Source organism: Aquimarina penaris (assembly GCF_040786285.1).
Classification (GTDB): Bacteria; Bacteroidota; Bacteroidia; order Flavobacteriales; family Flavobacteriaceae; genus Aquimarina.
In genome coordinates, this window is sequence record NZ_JBFMKQ010000002.1 from 328263 (window position 1) to 349653 (window position 21391).

General features: G+C 33.8%; 18 protein-coding genes. 9 read left to right on the forward strand and 9 right to left on the reverse strand.

Annotation, left to right across the window (positions count from 1 at the left end; translation table 11 throughout):
- The first annotated feature begins 161 nt into the window (after positions 1-161).
- The gene (gene secDF, locus ABW637_RS11110; protein ID WP_367584764.1) at positions 162-3191 is read left to right on the forward strand and encodes a protein translocase subunit SecDF; all 3030 of its coding nucleotides are present in this window, start codon (positions 162-164) and stop codon (positions 3189-3191) included.
- Between the two features lie 97 nt (positions 3192-3288).
- Here the strand turns inward: secDF and ABW637_RS11115 are convergent, their stop codons facing one another.
- The 7 genes from ABW637_RS11115 to ABW637_RS11145 form a co-directional block, all read right to left on the reverse strand.
- Positions 3289-3786: a DUF192 domain-containing protein gene (locus ABW637_RS11115; protein ID WP_367584765.1), complete on the reverse strand. Its 498-nt coding sequence runs from the start codon at positions 3784-3786 to the stop codon at positions 3289-3291.
- An 88-nt stretch (positions 3787-3874) separates the two neighbouring features.
- Positions 3875-5230 carry a cell envelope integrity protein CreD gene (creD, locus tag ABW637_RS11120; RefSeq protein WP_367584766.1) on the reverse strand — a complete coding sequence of 452 codons (1356 nt, stop codon included), beginning with the start codon at positions 5228-5230 and terminating at the stop codon, positions 3875-3877.
- A gap of 56 nt (positions 5231-5286) precedes the next feature.
- Entirely contained in the window at positions 5287-5931 is a 645-nt protein-coding gene (locus ABW637_RS11125; RefSeq protein WP_367584767.1) for a DUF1361 domain-containing protein, read from the reverse strand.
- The gene (locus tag ABW637_RS11130; protein WP_367584768.1) at positions 5928-6242 is read right to left on the reverse strand and encodes a hypothetical protein; all 315 of its coding nucleotides are present in this window, start codon (positions 6240-6242) and stop codon (positions 5928-5930) included. The genes ABW637_RS11125 and ABW637_RS11130 overlap by 4 nt, the downstream gene beginning before the upstream one ends.
- Positions 6233-6703, reverse strand: coding sequence for a Coq4 family protein (locus ABW637_RS11135; RefSeq protein WP_367584769.1), 471 nt, complete (start codon positions 6701-6703; stop codon positions 6233-6235). The genes ABW637_RS11130 and ABW637_RS11135 overlap by 10 nt, the downstream gene beginning before the upstream one ends.
- A 54-nt stretch (positions 6704-6757) precedes the next feature.
- Complete coding sequence (locus ABW637_RS11140) at positions 6758-7051, reverse strand: winged helix-turn-helix domain-containing protein (RefSeq protein WP_367584770.1); 294 nt, start codon at positions 7049-7051, stop codon at positions 6758-6760.
- A gap of 59 nt (positions 7052-7110) precedes the next feature.
- Positions 7111-7716, reverse strand: coding sequence for a hypothetical protein (locus ABW637_RS11145; RefSeq protein WP_367584771.1), 606 nt, complete (start codon positions 7714-7716; stop codon positions 7111-7113).
- A 93-nt stretch (positions 7717-7809) separates the two neighbouring features.
- On the opposite strand from ABW637_RS11145, the gene ABW637_RS11150 reads away from it, so the two are divergent.
- A complete protein-coding gene (locus tag ABW637_RS11150) occupies positions 7810-8172 on the forward strand; it encodes a DUF1801 domain-containing protein (RefSeq protein ID WP_367584772.1) in 363 nt (120 codons plus the stop codon).
- On the opposite strand, the gene kdsA is transcribed toward ABW637_RS11150, so the two are convergent.
- The gene (gene kdsA / locus ABW637_RS11155; protein WP_367584773.1) at positions 8159-8977 is read right to left on the reverse strand and encodes a 3-deoxy-8-phosphooctulonate synthase; all 819 of its coding nucleotides are present in this window, start codon (positions 8975-8977) and stop codon (positions 8159-8161) included. The two genes, ABW637_RS11150 and kdsA, sit on opposite strands and share 14 nt — an antisense overlap.
- A 164-nt stretch (positions 8978-9141) precedes the next feature.
- Between kdsA and typA the strand changes: the two genes are divergently transcribed.
- On the forward strand, positions 9142-10941 hold the full coding sequence (typA, locus tag ABW637_RS11160) for a translational GTPase TypA (protein WP_367584774.1): 1800 nt from the start codon (positions 9142-9144) through the stop codon (positions 10939-10941).
- A 1052-nt stretch (positions 10942-11993) separates the two neighbouring features.
- Here the strand turns inward: typA and ABW637_RS11165 are convergent.
- A complete protein-coding gene (locus ABW637_RS11165) occupies positions 11994-12677 on the reverse strand; it encodes a cell division ATP-binding protein FtsE (RefSeq protein ID WP_367584775.1) in 684 nt (227 codons plus the stop codon).
- Between the two features lie 295 nt (positions 12678-12972).
- Here ABW637_RS11165 and ABW637_RS11170 point away from each other — a divergent pair, with 295 nt between their 5' ends.
- From ABW637_RS11170 to ABW637_RS11195, 6 genes are all read left to right on the forward strand, one after another.
- Entirely contained in the window at positions 12973-15990 is a 3018-nt protein-coding gene (locus tag ABW637_RS11170) for a tetratricopeptide repeat protein (RefSeq protein WP_367584776.1), read from the forward strand.
- 28 nt (positions 15991-16018) lie between these two features.
- Complete coding sequence (locus tag ABW637_RS11175) at positions 16019-17761, forward strand: TonB-dependent receptor (RefSeq protein WP_367584777.1); 1743 nt, start codon at positions 16019-16021, stop codon at positions 17759-17761.
- A 42-nt stretch (positions 17762-17803) separates the two neighbouring features.
- Positions 17804-18166: a response regulator transcription factor gene (locus ABW637_RS11180; protein ID WP_367584778.1), complete on the forward strand. Its 363-nt coding sequence runs from the start codon at positions 17804-17806 to the stop codon at positions 18164-18166.
- Between the two features lie 103 nt (positions 18167-18269).
- The gene (locus ABW637_RS11185) at positions 18270-19370 is read left to right on the forward strand and encodes a serine hydrolase domain-containing protein (protein WP_367584779.1); all 1101 of its coding nucleotides are present in this window, start codon (positions 18270-18272) and stop codon (positions 19368-19370) included.
- 151 nt (positions 19371-19521) lie between these two features.
- On the forward strand, positions 19522-20334 hold the full coding sequence (locus tag ABW637_RS11190) for a M23 family metallopeptidase (RefSeq protein WP_367584780.1): 813 nt from the start codon (positions 19522-19524) through the stop codon (positions 20332-20334).
- Between the two features lie 355 nt (positions 20335-20689).
- Positions 20690-21292, forward strand: a complete 603-nt coding sequence (locus ABW637_RS11195; RefSeq protein ID WP_367584781.1) for a GNAT family N-acetyltransferase — start codon at positions 20690-20692, stop codon at positions 21290-21292.
- The last annotated feature ends 99 nt before the right edge of the window (positions 21293-21391 follow it).

Consider the following 21391-nt stretch of genomic DNA (forward strand, 5'->3'; position numbering starts at 1 on the left):
CATACCTCTTGAAAGTCATTTTAACTTTTAAATATAGCTTATATCGGTAGCTTGATAAAGCTCAATTACATTGAAGTAAATAATTAAAACTAATTGTCAAATCTTGGGTAAATTTTATAATTACCCATTTTTAAAAGAGGTTTGACCAAAATAAATAAATAATGCAAAATAAAGGACTTGTTAGGGTATTTGCGATTTTGTTTGGATTGGTATGTGTATACCAATTATCATATACGTATTTAACCTATTCAAAAGAGAAAGAGGCTGAAACCTATGCGCAACAAGCGTATCCAGAAACCATAGAGAACTATTCAAAACTAAGAGAAACAGCCGAAAAAGCGTACTTAGACTCTATTGGTAAAGAGGAGATTTTTGCTGGTATTACGTATAACTTCGCAAAAAATAAAGAACTTAATAAAGGGCTTGACCTTAAAGGAGGGATCAATGTAATTCTTCAAATCTCTGTGAAGGATATTTTGGGTGGACTTGCAAATAAATCCAAAGACCCATCTTTTAATCAAGCGTTACTCGCTACAGATGAATTGCAAAAAAATAGTCAGAATACATATATCGAAGACTTCTTTACAGAGTTTGAAAAAATTCCGGACGCTAAATTAGCTTCACCAGATATTTTTGCAAATAAAAACCTAAGTGATGACATCACTTATGATATGACCAATGATCAGGTAAAACCTGTACTAAGAAGAAAAATTGATGAATCTGTAACTTCAGCTTTTGAAGTATTACGTAAGCGTATTGATAAGTTTGGTGTTACGCAACCCAATATTCAACGTTTAGGAGAATCTGGTCGTATTTTGGTTGAATTACCAGGAGCAAAGGATGTAGATAGGGTAAAAAGTTTATTACAGAGTACGGCGCAGTTAGAGTTCTGGGATGTATACAAAGCAGAAGAAATCTTTCCTTTCCTGTTTACAGCAAATAATCTTCTAAAAGAACAAGCCGATAAGGTTGAAAAAGTTAAAGAAGAAGTTAAAGAAGAAGCAGGCGAAGTAGTTGTAGATTCTACTCAGGTAGATACCACTAAATCTGATGCAGATGCTGCGATTGAAGACTTGTTAGAAGATGCAAAAGATTCTACTGATGTTGTTGACCAGGTAAATCCATTATTAGATCTAATTGCTGGTCAAGGTGGTCAAGGTGGCCCGGTTATCGTATCTGTTCTAAAGAAGGATGCTGATCAGTTTATGGCATATCTTAATGATCCTAAAGTAAGAGCATTATTACCAACAGAACAGCGTTATGCAAAATTTGCTTGGGGTAAACCAGAAAAGGATGTCGAAATCCTTGATCTTTATGCAATAAAAGGTAATCGTGATAACGAGCCAGAATTAAGTGGTGGTGTTATTACTGATGCAAGACAAGAATACAACCAGTTAGGAAAAGTAACAGTTACCATGCAGATGGATGGTAAAGGAGCTAAGAAATGGGAAGAAATGACAGGTCATGCATTTAGTCAGAGAAGCCAGATTGCTGTTGTACTTGATGATATTGTATATTCTGCCCCAGGAGTTACTACCGGAGCAATTAGTGGAGGTAGAAGTGAAATTACGGGTGACTTTTCTGTTGAGGAAGGTCAGGATTTAGCAAATGTATTAAGAGCAGGTAAATTACCAGCTTCTGCAGATATTATCCAAAGTGAAGTTGTTGGACCTTCTCTAGGTCAGGAAGCTATCGATAGTGGTATCATGTCTTTTGCAATAGCATTAGTTTTGATTCTAATCTGGATGATATTCTACTACGGTAAGGCTGGAGCTTTTGCCGATGTTGCATTAGTAGTTAATATTTTATTCATATTTGGAGTGTTAGCAGGATTAAAAGCCGTATTAACACTTCCTGGTATTGCGGGTATTGTATTAACGATTGGTATGTCGGTGGATGCAAACGTGTTAATATTCGAAAGAATTCGAGAAGAACTAACTAAAGGAAAATCCCAAGCAGACGCTATCAAAGATGGATTTAATAATGCATTATCCTCTATTCTTGATGCAAATATAACTACAGGTCTTACCGGTTTAATCTTATTACTGATAGGAACAGGGCCAGTTAAAGGATTTGCTACAACGTTATTAATCGGTATTTTAACTTCTTTATTTACAGCAATTTTTATTACCAGACTATTTATTGATGGTTATGGTAAAAATGGTAAAGAATTAGCTTTTTCTACAGGTGCTACTAAGAATCTGTTTAAAAATATAAATATTGATTTCTTAAAGAAACGTAAGATTGCTTATGTTATTTCTGGAGCTATAATTTTAGGAGGTATTGGTTCTTTGTTTACGAATAACCTGGATTATGGAGTTGATTTTGTTGGAGGTAGAACATATACTGTTCGTTTTGCTAAAGATGTCGTTCCTACCACTGTAGAGAAGGATTTGGTTGCTGTATTCGAAAGTGCTCAAGCTAAAACTCTTGGGGCTAATAACCAGCTTAAGATTACAACGAAGTATAAAGTAAATGAAACTGGAGAAGCCGTTGATACCGAGATTTCAAATAAACTATTTGAAGCTTTAAAACCATATCTTACCGAAGGATTAACCTATGATGAATTTGCTAATGGAGACGAAGACAAGCAAGTGGGTATTATGTCTTCTATGAAAGTTGGACCTACAATTGCCGATGATATTCAGCAAGCTGCTTTCTGGTCTGTATTAGGATCATTGATCGTGGTATTCTTATATATTTTACTACGATTTAGAAGATGGCAATTTAGTTTAGGTGCGGTTGCGGCGGTATTCCATGATGTATTAGTTGTACTTGGTGTGTTCTCATTAACATGGAAATTTATGCCATTCAATATGGAAATCGATCAGGCATTTATTGCTGCTATACTTACCGTAATCGGTTACTCTCTGAATGATACCGTGGTTGTATTTGATAGAATTAGAGAATTCTTCAGAGAACATACAACATGGCCATTAGAAAAGAATGTAAATGGAGCTTTAAACAGTACATTAAGTCGTACATTAAATACGTCTTTAACTACATTATTAGTACTTGTAGCGATCTTTATATTTGCTGCGCCATTAAGAGGATTTATGTTCTCATTAATCATTGGTGTACTAGTAGGAACATACTCGTCATTGTTTATCGCAACACCGATAATGCATGATACAGTGCGTAAAGTTGGTCTGAAGATCAAAGAAAAAGATACTGAAGAGAAGAAGAAATAATATTTTTCAGTTTTAGAATAAAAAAACCGTCTCGAGTAATTGAGACGGTTTTTTTGTTGAATATTTTTAAACGTTTTCTTCTATAGCGTGCATTATTCTACATTTTAATGAAAGAAATAGAATCTCCTGTTTTAAGATTCCAGGTATCTGTTAACCCCGAATTTACTTCTAACACATATTGTGCTGGACCTTTAGATGGTAATGAGGATTCATCAAGAGGCTTCGCATTTTTTTGAATACTTACTACTTTGTTTTTTGAGTCAATAAAAATAATGTCTAATGCAAATTCGGTGTTTTTCATATAAAATGAACGAGGAGCTTCTTCTGGGAATATAAACAGCATACCTCTATCATTTTGCATAGATTTTCGATACATTAAACCTGTCTGAATTTGATAATCATCATCGGCGATTTCGATATCCAATTTGGTGATAGAATTTGGGATAGAATCTTTTAAATTAAATAGCGATAGTTCACCCTCTTTGATAAATGCTACTTCTTTAACAAGATTTTGCTTGTTTTTAGAGTCTGTTTTGCAAGAAAACAAACTTAGTGTAGCACATGCCATGGCCAGGATATAGGTGTTTTTTCTCATGAGTTTATTTTAGAGGATTTAAAAGTATAGAAAAAAGTCATGCTTCAAAAATCTGAAGCATGACTTTTCTCAATCTACTAAGCATATTTTAGCCATTTCCCCAATCAATTCTTCGAGATATCATCATAATGGTTCCTAGAATTAAGAATAATCCTATACTCCCCACAAGTAAGGCATAGTTTTCTAATTGTATAATAACAAAAATAAAAGTATATAAGACGGCAAGTGAAACTGCAATAAATCCCATAAACTTAAGGCTTTTGAGTATTGCTTTTGAGTATATAGAAATCAACAAGACAACAGCAATACCAGCAATAATATAGGCTTGTAGAAAACTGGAATGCTCTGATATAGATATGAGTAATGTATAAAACATGGTAAGGGCCAGGCCTATCATCATATATTGAAAAGGATGTATGTGAATCTTGCTAATTGATTGTATTAGAAAGAAGACTAAAAAAGTGAGTGCAATGACCAGGTACCCGTATTTGGTGGCACGTTCACTTTTTTGATACTCATCTACTGGTATTAGTAGTTTTACACCAAAAGCAGATGAATCAATATAGGGTAACTCCCCAAAAAACTCTTGTTCAAATTCTCTATTGATTTGTAATACTTTCCAGTTGGCTTTAAAACCACTTTCTGTAATTTCTTTGGTCTTTGTGTCTGGTAAATAATTACCGTTAAAGCTTGGCGATGCCCAGTTTGATGTTATTGAAACATTAGTTTCTCTACCTACAGGGATAAAACGTAATTGTTCACTACCATTGATCCTGAGATCTAAGCTAAAATCAATCGGGTTTTCTTTAGGTAATGAATTTTCCTTAAGAAATTGGGTCTCTAGTGTATTGGTATGTGATTTTTGGGCAAATCTTGATTGTAAAGCATAGTTGTCTTGCCCAATTTTTAATTCTAAGTTGCTTTTTATTCCTTTTAGGTTAGTAGAATTTAGTATTACGGTAGCTTTATTCCATAGAATATCTGCGGCTGCTATATCCTGTATTTCGAAATTTGGAGAAACAAAAGAGCCTTTTATCTTCATATCAGCAGTATATACTACCGATTCATAAATACTTCTTCCCAGGGTTTCAGATTCAACATTAGTTTTTATATCTAATGTGTTAGGGAAAAAGAAAGCATATTGTATAGAGATTAAATCTTCTTCGATATATAATTTTGTTTTTTCATCCCAGCTTTTCTTGAGATTATGTACTTGATACGGAATTTTAAGAACAGGGCCATAAAGTAATACTTCATTTCCCCATTTTTGATTAATTTCTTTTACAACTTCTTCTTGTCTATATGCACGTTCCTGTATTAAATTTTTAACATAAGATAACGGGATTAATAATACCAGGATTAGTATTCCTACCATGAGCATGCGTATAGTAATTGAGGTTTTTAACCATTGCCCGAAGGACTTTTTTTGTTTTTGGGTTTCCATAGATATAAAATTTATTGTATTTGTATTGTTGTGCTATTTTATTAGGGGTAATGTTCTTATTTCTCTTGATAGTATTGTATCAATCGGTAGGTGATGATCAAAAAACCTCCAAAACCAATGGTAAATGCCCAGGTATTCATATGTTGAATAGGAAAAAGAATTCTTTTTAGAATATCGGATAAGATTCCTGCTGGATTTTGAAGTATATCCCAGCTATTCCATCGTAACACTCTGCCTAGATAGATTCCGAATCCGCAAAGGAGTAAGATGCCATAAGTAATTGCATTAGAAACTTTAACAGATAATCGTTCTAACAGTAGTTTTCGCATCATTTGTAAAGAAGCAAAGCCTATGATCATCCCATTAATGGCGAAGGATAGAATAAGCAAAACATCAAACCAAACCGATTGTAATGAGCTTAGTCGTATATGTTGTAAATCGGTTAGTATGTATGGTGAGTTTGGCAAAAATGCTAGCCATATGGTAAAGCCTGACCAGAAAATAAACCTATTTACTTTACGTATACTTAGTAGCGTAGAAATGAGATAGGGTATTCCTGCCAAAAACAAATTCCATACAAGGAAAAGGAAAAAAAAGGAATCTGTTTTTATGATTCTGGTTAGTAGCAATAGACCACTAAAGGCCGTTGCCATTGTAAAATTTTTGATAAAAGATGTTTGTATATAGGTAGTATTTGTCATAATATGTTGTATTGAAATGGGTTATTCATTACCAGAAATAAATACGCAATAGCTATTGGGATATTGATTGTAAAAAGTAGGATGGTTATCAAGTTTTCTTTGTAATACTGATAATTGATAATAGCATTAGTTAATAGTCCTATTAAGGTAATTGTGTTTAGTACTAATGCTATAAGAACATAAAATAACCCTCCTACAAGAAAAGCTTCTGATCCTGAAATTAGATATAATAATAAAATCGATGTTCCTAAGAGAAAGCTTATAATGGCAACCATAAGAGCTTTCCTGTTAATGGTTTGTCTTATTTCCATAGTGGTGAGATTAAAAATATAGTTCGCAATGTTAGCATAGGTTTATGCAATAGTTTTTTAAAATCCAGTTGATAAAAAGAATATGCTGCTTTTCCTTTTTTATATGCTTTTCTAAAAAAGATCATCTTATCGGGGTAGAGTAGGGTGCCCAGAAAAATTACCGATAATAGATAAGTGCTGCGCTTACCATTTCCCAGAAGATAATATTGCATTGCGATCTCTTCGGGAACAGAAATACCCGTATTGGTTAAAACATGAAAAACATCATGATTCTCTAACTTAGGCTGTGGAGAAAAATCATATTGAACCAAAAAACATCCCAAATGAAAGCCTAAACTGTTTTTCGGGTATTCTTGTAATAGTGTGGTTACAGAAATATCCCAGGCGGGATCCTTTTTAAACCATCTTTGATATGGTTTTTTACTTAGTTCGTAAATGGTTTCTAAAATAAATGCTCTCATTTTTAGTTTTTAAAAGTACTTTGAATTTCAAAGTAAATTGATAAAAAAATATAGCTATTGTTTTAATAATTTTTCAATAGCTTCTACGTGTTTTTTAAAAGCTTCACGACCTTTTTTGGTTGCATTATATCTCGTATTAGGTTTTCGGCCTATAAATGATTTTTCGACTACTATATATTCTTCTTTTTCTAAGGCTTTAGTATGACTTGCCAGATTGCCATCTGTAGCGCCCAGGAGTTCTTTTAACATTTTAAAATCGGCAAATTCATTGACTACCAATATCGACATAATCCCCAATCGGATTCGGTGATCAAAAGCTTTGTTTATATTTCCTATTATATTTTTCATCCTCGTTTCCGCGTACGCAGAAATGTTCTTAAGTATTTAGAGCTTATCCATAACCTACGTTATCGATCGTGCTTAAAATAAATTAAACTTCCATAAACAATGTGCATTACTCCAAATCCCAGCACCCAAAACCAGAAGCCATACCCAGGATATATTGCACAGATCAAACCTAATACAATTTCTATATATCCCAAATATTTTACGTTACCAATCGTATATTTTGATGCATTTACAAGTGCTAATCCATAAAAAATAAGCATTAACGAACCAGTAAGCCCATAGTGATTGCTATAGATCTTGATCATGATATAAATACCACCTGTGATCAAGGGGATAAGAAAAGCGGTAAGTAATCTTCGCGAAGTGCCATTCCATAAGATTTCATTATTTTTTTTGGCTTTTCTAGTGCTTAGAAATATTGCTGTGATGATACTAAGCAAGGCTACGGCAAATAGATCGAGTAGGATATAGTTAAATATTTTACCATCAAGAATGAGATAGTCTCTACCACTAATACTAACTAAATAATAGGCAACGGCTGCACCAATCAAGGCATAGATGCCAGCCATAATACCTGATAAACCACTAAGCGAGAAAAAGCGTGATGATTTGTTCATCATATCCTTAATCTCTGTAATATCTTTTAAGTATTCTTCTGTGCTCATTTTAAAAGTACTTTGAAATACAAAGTAAAATGAAAATATCGAATTGTGCAAATGTTTTTTTAATTAGTGATCTCAAAATTTTATTTTTGATCTATGAATCCTGCAGAAGAATACATTTTAAAACAACCAGAACCTTTTAAATCGATACTACTTCATGTACAGGTAGTTGTAGAAACTACAATCCCTGAAGTAGAGTTGTTATATAAGTGGCGCGTTCCTTTCTATTATGTAGGAAAGAGTCCGATTTGTTACCTAAACGTAACCAAAGGATATGTTGATGTTGGCTTTTGGGGTGCACAATATTTTTCGAAACATGTCGAAAAATTAGAATCTGATAAAAGGAAGTATGTAAAATCGCTACGCTACCAGACTCCAGATCAAATAGACGATCAAGTACTTATTGAAGTTCTTGAGCAAGCATATACATTTAGAAATGAAAAGTTTATAACTGATTAACCGTTTGTCTTATGGCAACCAGGTTGCTTAGTAATTTTTCTAAGTGATCTATATGTAACATATTAGCACCATCACTTTTAGCATTCGCCGGATCAAAATGCGTTTCCATAAACAGGCCATCTACGCCAGTTACGACTCCCGCACGAGCTATAGTTTCAATCATATCGGGTCTACCTCCGGTCACTCCGCTGGATTGATTGGGTTGTTGTAGCGAATGGGTCACATCAAGAACTGTTGTTCCATATTGCTTCATGGTTGGGATTCCTCTAAAATCTACAATCATATCCTGGTAACCAAACATGGTTCCTCGATCTGTAATCATCGCATTATCATTACCAGCATCCTGTACTTTTTTAACCGCATGCTGCATGGCCTCGGGACTCATAAATTGCCCTTTCTTTAGGTTTACTGTTTTGCCTGTTTTTGCGGCTGCTACCACAAGATCCGTTTGGCGTACTAAAAAAGCCGGAATTTGTAAAATATCTACATATTCTGCAGCTAAAGCAGCATCTTCATTTTCGTGAATATCGGTTACCGTAGGAACTTCGAATGTTTCCCCTACTTTACGTAATATTTTTAAGGCTTTTTCATTTCCAATTCCTGTAAAACTATCAATACGACTGCGATTGGCCTTTTTAAAAGATCCCTTAAAAACATATGGTATTTTCAGTTTAGAAGTAATAGTAACTACTTTTTCTGCAATACGCAATGCCATTTCTTCTCCTTCGATAGCACAAGGCCCGGCAAGAAGAAAAAAATTGTTGGCGTTAAGGTGTTTTAAATTAGGGATGTTCTCTAGTTGCATGATAGCTTATTTTAAGGTGCAAAGATAGAAGTTTTATTGTGAGAATTAATGCATTATGCATAAGAGTTTCCATTGCAAATTCTATGACTTTTTAAATAACATACAAAACATATACAACCTGTCGAAATAACTCGTACCTTTGCAGCCTTAAAAATGAGGCGTTTATGACAGCTATAAAGAACATTGCAATAATTGCTCACGTAGATCATGGTAAAACTACGTTGGTAGATAAGATTATGTACCATTGTCAATTATTTCGTGAAAATGAGAACACAGGTGATTTAATATTAGATAATAATGACCTGGAACGTGAAAGAGGGATTACAATTACTTCAAAGAACGTTTCTGTACTATACAAAGGGACTAAAATTAATATTATCGATACTCCTGGTCACGCCGATTTTGGTGGTGAGGTAGAACGTGTATTAAATATGGCCGATGGAGTGTTACTTCTTGTCGATGCTTTTGAAGGACCTATGCCACAAACTCGTTTTGTGTTACAAAAAGCAATTGACCTTGGTTTAAAACCTTGTGTTGTTGTAAACAAAGTAGATAAAGAAAACTGTACTCCAGACGAAGTTCATGAGAAAGTATTTGATCTTATGTTCGAATTAGGAGCAGAAGAGTGGCAGTTAGATTTCCCTACAGTATATGGTTCTGCAAAGAACAACTGGATGAGTGATGATTGGAAGAACGAAACGGATAACATTGAGCCATTATTAGATATGGTGATCGAACATATTCCTTCTCCTAAAATAGAAGAAGGTACTCCGCAAATGCTGATTACATCATTAGACTTCTCATCATTTACCGGGCGTATTGCTATTGGACGTCTTCAAAGAGGTGTTTTAACTGAAGGTATGCAAGTATCTTTAGTAAAGCGTGACGGAACAATCAAGAAGTCAAAAATTAAAGAACTTCATACTTTCGAAGGTTTAGGAAGAATGAAAGTGGATAAAGTTGAAGCAGGTGATATTTGTGCTCTAGTAGGACTTGAAGGTTTTGAAATTGGTGATACAGTTGCCGATATAGAAAACCCAGAAGGATTAAAAACTATTGCTATCGATGAGCCTACTATGAGTATGTTGTTTACGATCAATGACTCACCTTTCTTTGGTAAGGATGGTAAGTTTGTAACATCAAGACATATTAAGGAGAGATTAGCAAAAGAACTTGAAAAAAACTTGGCATTACGAGTAAATGATACCGATAGTGCAGATAAGTTTTTGGTATTTGGTCGAGGTGTACTGCATTTATCAGTATTGATAGAAACGATGCGTCGCGAAGGATATGAATTACAAATAGGACAACCACAGGTTATCATTAAAGAAATAGATGGAGTAAAGTGCGAGCCTATAGAAGAATTAACGATAGATCTTCCTGAGACTGTTTCAGGAAAAGCTGTAGAGATGGTAACCTTGCGTAAAGGTGAAATGTTGAGTATGGAAGCTAAAGGAGATCGCATGGTGTGTGAATTTATGATTCCGTCAAGAGGAATTATTGGTTTGCGTAACCAGTTGCTTACTGCTACTGCAGGAGAGGCAATTATGGCGCATCGCTTTAAGGAATATCAACCTTTAAAAGGGGATATCCCAGGTCGTATTAATGGTTCTCTTGTTTCTATGGAAAAAGGATCTGCGATACCATATTCTATAGATAAGTTACAGGATAGAGGTAAGTTTTTTGTAGACCCGGGAGAAGATATTTATGAAGGACAAGTAATTGGTGAGAACTCACGTGGTGATGATATGACTGTTAATATCACTAAAACTAAGAAATTATCTAATGTACGTTCTTCTGGAGCTGATGATAAGGCTAAAATTGTACCTGCAATTAAGTTTTCGTTAGAAGAGGCTTTAGAATATATCCAAAAAGATGAATACGTAGAGGTAACGCCGAATCATTTGAGGTTACGTAAAATATACCTGACCGAAGTAGAGCGTAAGCGAAATAAAATAGTGTAAAACTAAGTATATACAATGTAAAACCCCGAGGAATCCTCGGGGTTTTTATTTTGTAGGTAACTAATAAAGGGTCTTCAATCTAATCGGGATACTGCCCGAAAAGCTTCCTATTTCCTCATTGCATATCTACTAGCACCGGGCAATTGCTTTAAAAAAAACTTTAGAGCTTTGAGATCTACAATCATAATTCCGTAAAATAATTTCATTTCCCTACTTTTTAAATGATACAATTTTTATCTACTATTAAGATACGATAGAATTTTTGTCGTATTACAACTTAATCCAAGTTTTATAAAAATTTTAATACTTGTATAGGAGGAATCAAAATTACATGAAGGGCTAAAAATAAAAAGTCCCGAGTGGGGAAGCTCGGGACATATAGTCGATATTTTGGGGTATGATTTGGGGGCTAATCCAAATATCTTGGGGTAATTTCGGGGCTTTTTTATTTTGGGGGTGAAGTGCGTAAAACACTTCTTTAATTTTTACAGTACAAATGTAAGAATATATATATAAACAGAACTTGTAAAAACCGACAAATAATCGGTAAAATACATTTTATATCGATAAAATACACAAATTATAATGATTTAGCTATTTTTACCAGTTGTGCTGAAGTAAAATTTTATACACCTAAAAGTAATACAACTCGTGAATAGAGTCTCTTCGGTCTTTTGTACATAGTTATATATTGATTGTAGAAGAAATTATAGATCAAAAAAAATCCCGAGAGGGGGGCTCGGGACTTATAGTCGATATTTTGGGGTATGATTTGGGGGCTAATCCAAATATCTTGGGGTAATTTATTGGGGCTTTTCTTTATTTGGGGCGAAATGCCATCAATGCTTTCTTTAATTTTATAGTACAAATGTAAGAAGATACATCGTAACAGAACTTGTAAAAAGCAACAAATAATCGGTAAAAAGCAATTTATTATCGATGAAAAGCATAAACTATAACGTTTTCGTACTATTTAGACATGTTTTTTCGAAATTATTTTTTGATTATTGGCAAATAATTTTGGTAAGATAGTTGACCAGCTACTTTAGAGGTTACTCTTTTCTTTGCACAACTTCAAAGACCTTATGGCCATCACATTTTAAAGTTTTGGAAGGATACTTAAGCAATAGAGCATAATCATGCGTGGCCATAAGAATGGTATTGCCATTCTTATTAATGTCTTGTAATACTTCCATAACTTCAACCGAAGTTTGTGGATCCAGATTTCCGGTAGGCTCATCGGCAAGTATTAATTCGGGATCATTTAATAAAGCCCTTGCTATTGCAATACGTTGTTGTTCTCCTCCCGATAATTGATACGGAAATTTAAACCCTTTGGTTTTCATGCCTACTTTGTCTAAAACACTATCAATCTTGTCATCCATTGCTATTTCGTCGGTCCATCCTGTGGCTTTAAGAACAAAGAGTAGATTATCTTTTACCGTTCTATCATTAAGTAATTTGAAATCTTGAAAAACAATACCTAGTTTTCTACGCAGAAACGGTATTTGATTTTCCTGCAACGTAGGTAAATCAAAATCAACAATACTTCCTTCACCTTCTAACAGAGGGAGATCACCGTATAAGGTCTTCATGAAACTGCTTTTTCCTGTACCGGTTTTACCAATAAGGTATACAAAATCCCCTTTGTTAACTTCTACATTAACATCAGATAGAATTAGGCTTTCGCGTTGATAAATTGAAGCATCTTTAAGGCTTAATACCGTATTAGACATAGTTTATGATTATCAATTAGTACTACTTGGTAAAAGTAAAAAGTTTTCTGGTAAAAAAATGGGTATCCAAAATAGTTTTTAACGAACTATGAATTGATAACCGGTTTTCGAAGTAAATATTTTAGTTTCAGTACATTTTATGATTAGTAGATTCATAAAGAATTCTTAATTATAAATTTTGAGTGTAATTAACTCCAAAAACTTTCGTTATTAGAATGAAAGATTAGGCTATCTTTAACTCAAAATATATCTAAGGGAAACGATATTTACTTTTTATACTTTAATCCATAGTTAAATGAACAAATACATCACCTCGATGCTTTTTGTGATTAGCCTGTCAGTCAATATATCTGCACAGCAATCTGCAATCTATACTAACGAATTAGTACTCTATAACCAGGCACTAGAGTTATATAATAACAAACAGTTTCTAGCAGCTCAGACCCTTTTTGATAAAGTACGAGATGTTGTAAACGATGAAAATATTGATGCTAACTGTACCTATTATATTGCTAATTGTGCCGTGTGGTTAAATCAAAAAGATGCAGATCAGCTTTTAGAGGATTTTGTAGTACAATATCCCACTAGTATTAAACGTAATGCAGCGTATCTTGATGCCGCTACCTATTATTTTGATAATGGAAAATATGCATACGCTCGTAAATGGTATGAGAAAGTCGACGATGCTAACCTTAGCAGAAGAGAAAAAGAAAAATTTAATTTCAATAATGGATATGCCTATTTTAAAATTCAACGATTTAACGAAGCAAAGAAGTTCTTAAATCGCGTTCAAGACTCTCCCGAGTATGGTGCAAAGGCTAAATATTATCTTGGTTTTATCGCTTATGAAGGAGATAATTATCAGGAAGCCGATAAACTTTTTGATGAAGTCAAAGATCTGGATCAGTACAATAAGAATTTATCGTATTTCCAGAGTGATATGAATTTTAAATCCGGAAACTTTGAAGATGCCATAAAAGAAGGACTGGTACAATTACCAAAATCAAAACCTTCAGAAAAATCAGAATTGAACAAAATCATAGGAGAGAGCTATTTCAATCTTGGGCAATATGAAAAGGCAATTCCATACCTTAAAGAATACAAAGGCCGTAAAGGAAAATGGAATAATACCGATTATTACTACCTTGGGTATGCTTATTATAAGAAAGGAGACTATAGTAATGCAATTTCAGAATTTAATAAAATTGTAGATGGGCGTAATGCGACAGCTCAAAACGCCTACTATCACCTGGCAGAATCGTATCTAAAAACCGATCAAAAACAGCAAGCACTCAATGCCTTTAAGAATGCTTCAGAAATGAATTTTGAAGCCAAGATCAAAGAAGATGCTTTATACAACTACGCCAAATTAAGTTATGAGATTGGAAACTCATATGAAAGTACTCCAAACATATTACTTAATTATTTAGACCAATACCCAAATACCGAATTTGAAGATGAAATAAAAGAACTATTAATTAGCTCATACATTACTTCCAAAAATTATAAAGAAGCAATGGATCTCTTAGAAGGAAGTCGAAATTTTGCAGATAAAGAAGTGTATCAAAAAGTAGCTTTTTATAGAGGTGTAGAATTATATAATGAAAACAAGTATACTGAGGCAATTACATATTTTGATAAATCTTTGAAAGAACAAGTAGATCCTGGTTTTAGCGCTCGAGCTACCTATTGGAAAGCAGAGAGTCATTATCTAATGCAGGATTTTGATGAAGCTTTAATAGGATTTAAGCAATTTCAAGGAAGTACAGGGGCATCATCGACTATAGAATATGGCCATATTGATTATAATTTAGGATATACATATTTTAAGTTAAAGCAATATCCACAAGCAGCTCAATATTTCGAAGCTTTTTCTACAAAAAATGATATAGATCAAAGCAGAGAAACAGATACATATCTTAGACTTGGGGATAGTCACTTTATTTCTAGTAAATACTGGCCTGCTATGGAGGCGTATAATAAAGCAATCAAAAAAAATGGACCAGATTCTGATTATGCACATTATCAAAAAGCCATTAGTTACGGCTTCGTAAATAAGCACGGTCAAAAAATCAAGGATCTCGAAATGTTTTTGTTACAATATCCTCGATCTACATATCGTGATGATGCCATGTTTGCTCTGGGAGATGTATATATTTCTGAAAATAAAACAGAACGGGGTATTGATGCTTATGATCGTCTGATTAGAGATATGCCCAGAAGTTCATATGTGCCTAAGGCCTTATTAAAACAAGGATTGGTATTTTATAATGGAGATCAGGGGAATAGAGCTTTATCAAAGTTTAAAAAAGTGGTTGCAGAGTATCCTGGTACAGATGAAGCCATACAAGCGGTAAATACTGCTCGGCTTATATATGTAGATCTAGGAAGAACCGATGAATATGCCTCTTGGGTAAAAGGATTGTCTTTTGTAGATGTTAGTGATGCAGATCTGGATAATACCTCGTATGAAGCTGCCGAAAAACAGTTTTTAGAAAGTAATGATAATGCAGCCATCAATGGTTTTGAGAAATACCTAGGTGATTTTCCTAATGGGTTGCATGCCTTAAAAAGTCATTTTTACCTGGCTCAGTTATATTTCAAAAAAGGAGATAAAGATGCTACCATACCTCATTATGAATATGTTCTTCAAAAAGATAGAACCGAATTTACAGAGCAGGCATCGGCAAGGTTATCCCAGGTGTATTTAGAGAATCGTAGTTATCAAAAAGCTATTCCCGTACTGGAACGGTTAGAAAGCGATGCCGATTATCCACAAAATATTGTCTTTGCACAATCTAATTTGATGAAATCACATTATCAATTACTCAATTATCAAAAAACAATTGAATATGCAGATAAAGTATTGGCTAATCCTAAGATCCAGAATGATGTAAAAAGTGATGCAAAGATATTTACCGCAAGAGCCGCTTTACAAACTAATGATATGGTTCGTGCCAAAAGAGCATATGCCGAAGTTCAAAAAATAGCAACAGGAGAACTTGCGGCAGAATCATTGTATTATAATGCCTATTTTAAAAATGAAGAAGGTAATTATAAAGCTTCTAACGAAACCATACAAAAGCTGGCCAAAGATTTTCCTGGATATCGATTATATGGGTCTAAAGGATTGGTGCTTATGGCCAAAAATTTCTACGGACTAAAAGATGCATATCAGGCTACATACATTTTAGAGAGTGTGATTAAAAATTTCTCTGATTACCCCGATGTTGTTGACGAAGCTACAAGTGAGCTTAATACTATCAAAACCGAAGAGTCAAAAACTAATTCATCCATCCAAACCGAGCAGTAATATTTAAGTTTAAAACGATTTGTATCTTATGATTGGATATTTTCAGAAAGTAATACCTTTTACTTGCCTTGCACTTATAGGCTGGGGAAGCACAGCACAAGAAAAGGACAAGGAAACACTAGACACCGAACGAGTAGTTATTGTTAAAGCCTATACGCCTACCATAAGTGATGCTTTTAAGGTGAAATCGACCCCGATTCTTAATGATTCGGTTACCCAGCAAAAAAAACAAGTACGATATAGTATTTTCTCGGTTCCTGTGGCATCAACTTACACTCCTGCAAAAGGGCGGGCCGCCAATATAGATCGCCCAAAACCCATAGAAATTTATGATAACTATGCTACCTTGGGGTTTGGTAATTTTACATCGGCTCTGGCAGAATTTTATAGTAATTTTCAGGTAAATCGTTCTGATAACCTTGGACTATATTTACATCATAACTCTTCGCAAGGAGGGATCGATGAGGTACGGTTAGATGATACGTATTATAATACATTTGTAGATCTTAATTATACGTCACGTAATCGGGATTATACATACGGGATCGAAGTAGGAGCAGAACATCAATTATATAATTGGTATGGGCTACCCGAAACCCCTGTATTAAGTCAAGAACAGATTAATGCAATTGATCCACAACAAAATTATTACGGAGTAAAATTAGGAGGAAAACTTCAGTTTGATGATCTATATATTAAAAAAGCGTCCTTAAACTATCGATTTTTTGGAGATGCGCTAAAGTCTATAGAGCATCATGTAGTGGTTAAGCCTACTTTCGAGTTCGAAATGGGAAATTCTTTAATTACTACAGGTTTTGTTGTAGATTATCTTAACGGAAGTTTTGAGCGCGACCTTGATCCGGTTACGCAAACTCCCAATGAATATGGTATTCTTAACCTAGGTGTAAACCCGAGTTTAGTGATATTGCGAGACAATCTTACCGTAAATTTGGGAGCAGCACTATATTATAGTATCGATACAGAAAACGAGGATAACGATTTCTTTATATATCCTAAAGTCACAGCTTCGTATCGATTATTAGATGAATCTGTGGTTGCTTATGGAGGATTAGAAGGAGAATTACGTCAAAATACCTATAGAGATGCCGTACAAAAGAACCCTTTTGTATCACCAACCTTAATTATTGAGCAAACAAGTACAGTATACGACGCTTATGTGGGGTTAAAAGGACAAATATCTGATGTAGTGAGCTATAATGTTAGAGGAAGTTATGTTTCTGAAGACGAAAAACCTTTATTTGTTAATAATTCAAGACCGATAGTTCAGGTTGAAGGATATGATTATGGAAATTCTTTTTCATATCGTTATGATGATATCACGACATTGGTAGGTTATGGGGAGTTAAACTTTGAAATCAGTAAAAAGTTCAAATTAGGGGCTTCTGCAGAATATTTTAACTATAGTACCGAAGATGAGCAAGAAGCATGGAATTTACCCGAAGTAAAAGCGTCTGTATTGGTAGATTATCAAATTAATAAACAATGGTTTTGTGGCGCGCAATTGTTTTATGTAGGAGAGCGAAAAGATATTGATAATAGTGCAGTAGCGGCACCAATATTTGCCCAATCTACCGTTATTTTGGATTCGTATTTTGATGCCAATATAAACCTTGGATATCGCTTAAATGATCAGCTTTCTTTCTTTGTAAGAGGAAATAACCTGGCTGGCAATAATTATGAGCGTTGGGTAGATTTTCCTGTTCAAGGGGTACAACTATTAGGTGGCGCTACGTATAAGTTTGATTATTAAATATTAGGAACTATCTTTAGTTAATTTCAATTGAATCGAACTATGGAAGAACATATAGAAGTAGAAGTAATAGAATTGTTTCCTGGTATATTGTTGTTGTCATTTACTGTGATAACTATTATAGGAATCTTCTTATACTTCAAAAATAGAAGAAATCATGTTTCTCAAGAGTCTTGTGACCCATATTTACAAAAATTAGCACTTCTTTCATCAAGAGAAAGACAAGTGTTGGGTGAAATATTAAAGTACAAATCTCTAAAAGAAATTGGTGAAACGCTTTTTATTGAAGTGTCTACCGTAAAATCACATGCAAACAGGATCTATAAATTATTTGGGGTTAAGAACAAGAAAGAATTGCAGATTTCCTTACAGCAATATAATTTATCTTCAATACATAATAACTAAACCCTGTCTCCAACCTTTTTCCAACTTTTTTCCAACCTTTTAAAAGTCGTATTTGAGTTAATGCGACTTAGTTTTGATCGTAATAAATGTAAAATCAAAAAAAATGATCAAACTAAATATCATAGTATTACCACTTCTTTTTTTTATAACGGGTTGCAATAATAACAACAACGTTATCGAAGAAACTCTTGAATCCAAGATTGATAAAATAATGGAACAAGAAAAGGACTTCAAAGGAATCATACACATTGGATCCGTAGAAAATATTACATACAGTAAGGGTTTTGGCTATTCAAATAGAGAAAATAAAATAGAATTTGATGAAAATACAGTTTTTGATATAGGCTCAGTAACAAAACCGTTTACCGCCATAGGAATTATAAAATGTAAGGAACTTGGGCTACTGGATTATCAAGATACCTTAGAAAAATTCTTCCCAGAAGTTACAGAAGACAAAAAAAATATTACAATCAAACAACTACTTACCCATAGTTCGGGATTTGTTGATGTAATTGGTAATGATTATGAAAAAATATCCAAAGAAATGTATCTCACCCAAAGCTTTGATACGCAGTTATTGTTTTCACCAGGAGAGCGATATGAATATTCAAATGTTGGTTTCAGTATTTTGGGGATTATTATTGAAACGGTAAGTAACAAATCTTATGAGGAATTCTTAAGCGAACAGGTTTTTCTTCCCTCTGAGATGAAAACTGCTGGATATATATTGCCAGATTATAATGACACAATAATTGCTAATGGATATGACGATTTAGGGGTATTAAGCACGCCCGGAGCTAACCTGGGCAAACCTAATGAACAACCTTGGGATATAGATGGTCCTTATTGGCACTTAAAAGGTAATGGAGGATTATTAATGTCTGCAAATGATATACATCAATACTACAAATTCATTAAAGCTGATCTTATCGATGAAGTAAGTAAACAAAAAATGTATACAAAACATCTTAAAGAAGATGAGACTAGCCTACTTTATAGAGGTTTCGGTTGGGGGATACTTGATACTAATAAAGGACCAGCAGCCAAACATAATGGTGGAAATGGTATCTTTTTCGCTGATTTTGCCTATTTAATAGAAGAAGATTTATTTGTGTTTTTAGCCTCTAATGCATATAGAGAAAGTCAAGATGATCTTTTGATTCGATTAATGAATGAGCTTTCAATCACTATCACTAATAATTAAAAGATAATGCATAATATATCTTTTTTGCACAACCCAGAGAGTTATTTATAGGTCTAAAACAATTAAATTTTCTTGTTAAAAGAGTAGCGTACTTACTATAGATGTAAGAGAAGGTACGATTTTTGTTGTATTTTAGATAAAAATAAAATCTATGAAAAGTATTTCTCTAGTTATCTTTTGCCTCTTTTCGATTCTTACATATTCTCAAGACAATTTTAAGTTGTATTATGAAGAAACCGATAATGGGTTTAGAATACTGGCAGATAATGATGAGTATAGCCCGGTATCTGCAAAAATAGATTTCAGATTAGAAAACCTAAACTCTACCAATGGTGATCATAAGGTTTTTGTGGTCCCTGCCAGAACTAAAAAATATACCATTACAGATCTTAATGTAATAGACCGTAAGAAAAGAATAAAATTGGGATATGAGTCGACATATAACCATGGAAATCACAATCAAAAAAAATACGATACCGATTTTAAATATTATTTACCTTATGGCAAAGGAGTAACGTTTTGGCTTTCGCAAGGGTATAATGGTAGTACTTCTCATCGCGGAGAAAATGCTTTAGATTTTAAAATGCCTACAGGAACAAAGATTTATGCTGCGCGAGAGGGTATTGTGGTTGATTTAGAAGAAAGTTATAGTAAGAGTTGTACAACGGCAGAATGTGCTAAATACAACAACTTTATATTAATATATCATAGTGATGGTACTTTTGCCGAGTATACACATATCAAGAAAAATGGAGCAAGTGTTAAAGTTGGAGATCAAATAAAAATTGGCCAGTTTATAGGATATAGTGGTGATGTAGGGTGGGCTACAGGGCCGCATCTTCATTTTATTGTTTTTTTACAACGATTAAAAGACAGAGAAACTCTAAAAACAAAGTTTCTAACAGGAAAAGGAGGTAAGGCAATACAGCTTACCGAGAAGGAGCAGTATACAAGAGAATATTGATTGAGAATAATAACTATCAAAATACCAAACACATTGGTTGTCTGGCCTGTCGAAGTTTAAAATCGGTGAGACTTAATTCGTTTTCATAAAGTATAATCTTTAGCTGCTGTGCATTCTGGAAGTTGCAAATCAAAAAAGCGTCAATTCGAGTGATTTTTCATAGTGAAACGAAGAAAAATTGTATCGAGAATAGCTTTTTTTAAGTAAAACTATTGTCATCCTTAGCAAGTCGAAGAGCTCAATACACTTCTTCCCTAGATCGAATTATTCGAATTGACGAATTTTTAATCTAAAAAATCAAAATACGCAAAGGGTAATCTTTATAACTTTATATCCATTAATAACTAGTATTCACATGCTTCATTTTGATTTTACAACGGATTATATTCTAGAGGATGATTTTGTACGTCTACGTCCATTACAAATAGACGATGTATCTCATTTGTTAGATATTGCCAACGAACCTGGTATCTGGAAGTATTCTTTTGTTAAAGGAGATGGTGAAGAAAACTTAAGAACTTATATCCAGAGCACAATACACAATAGAAAAGCTAAAAAAGAATATCCTTTTATAGTATATGATAAAATCAAAAAACAATATGCGGGTAGTACGCGATATTGTGAGATAGCACCCGAACTATCGGCAATTAGATTGGGGTATACTTGGTATGGTAAAGCATTTAGAGGAACGGGGCTAAATAAACATTGTAAATATTTACTGTTTCAATTTGCTTTTGAGACCATGGGAGCAGAACGAATAGGTATGGCAGCTTATATTGAAAACACGATAAGTATTACCGCCATGAAAAGTGTGGGATGCAAAGAAGAAGGAGTTCTACGAGGTATTTTTCCTGCTCTCGATGGTGATGGACGTACAGATGCATTATTACTAAGTATCCTTAAAGATGAATGGTTAACCGAAGAAAAAATAAAACTACAATCCAAGCTTAGGAAATAGTATATTCTTCTAAAAAAAGAAGTGATTTGTATTTAAAAATAGGGTTTACCCCCAAAAATTAACTATCCTTAACATTAAGCGTATTGATTAATAGTTGAT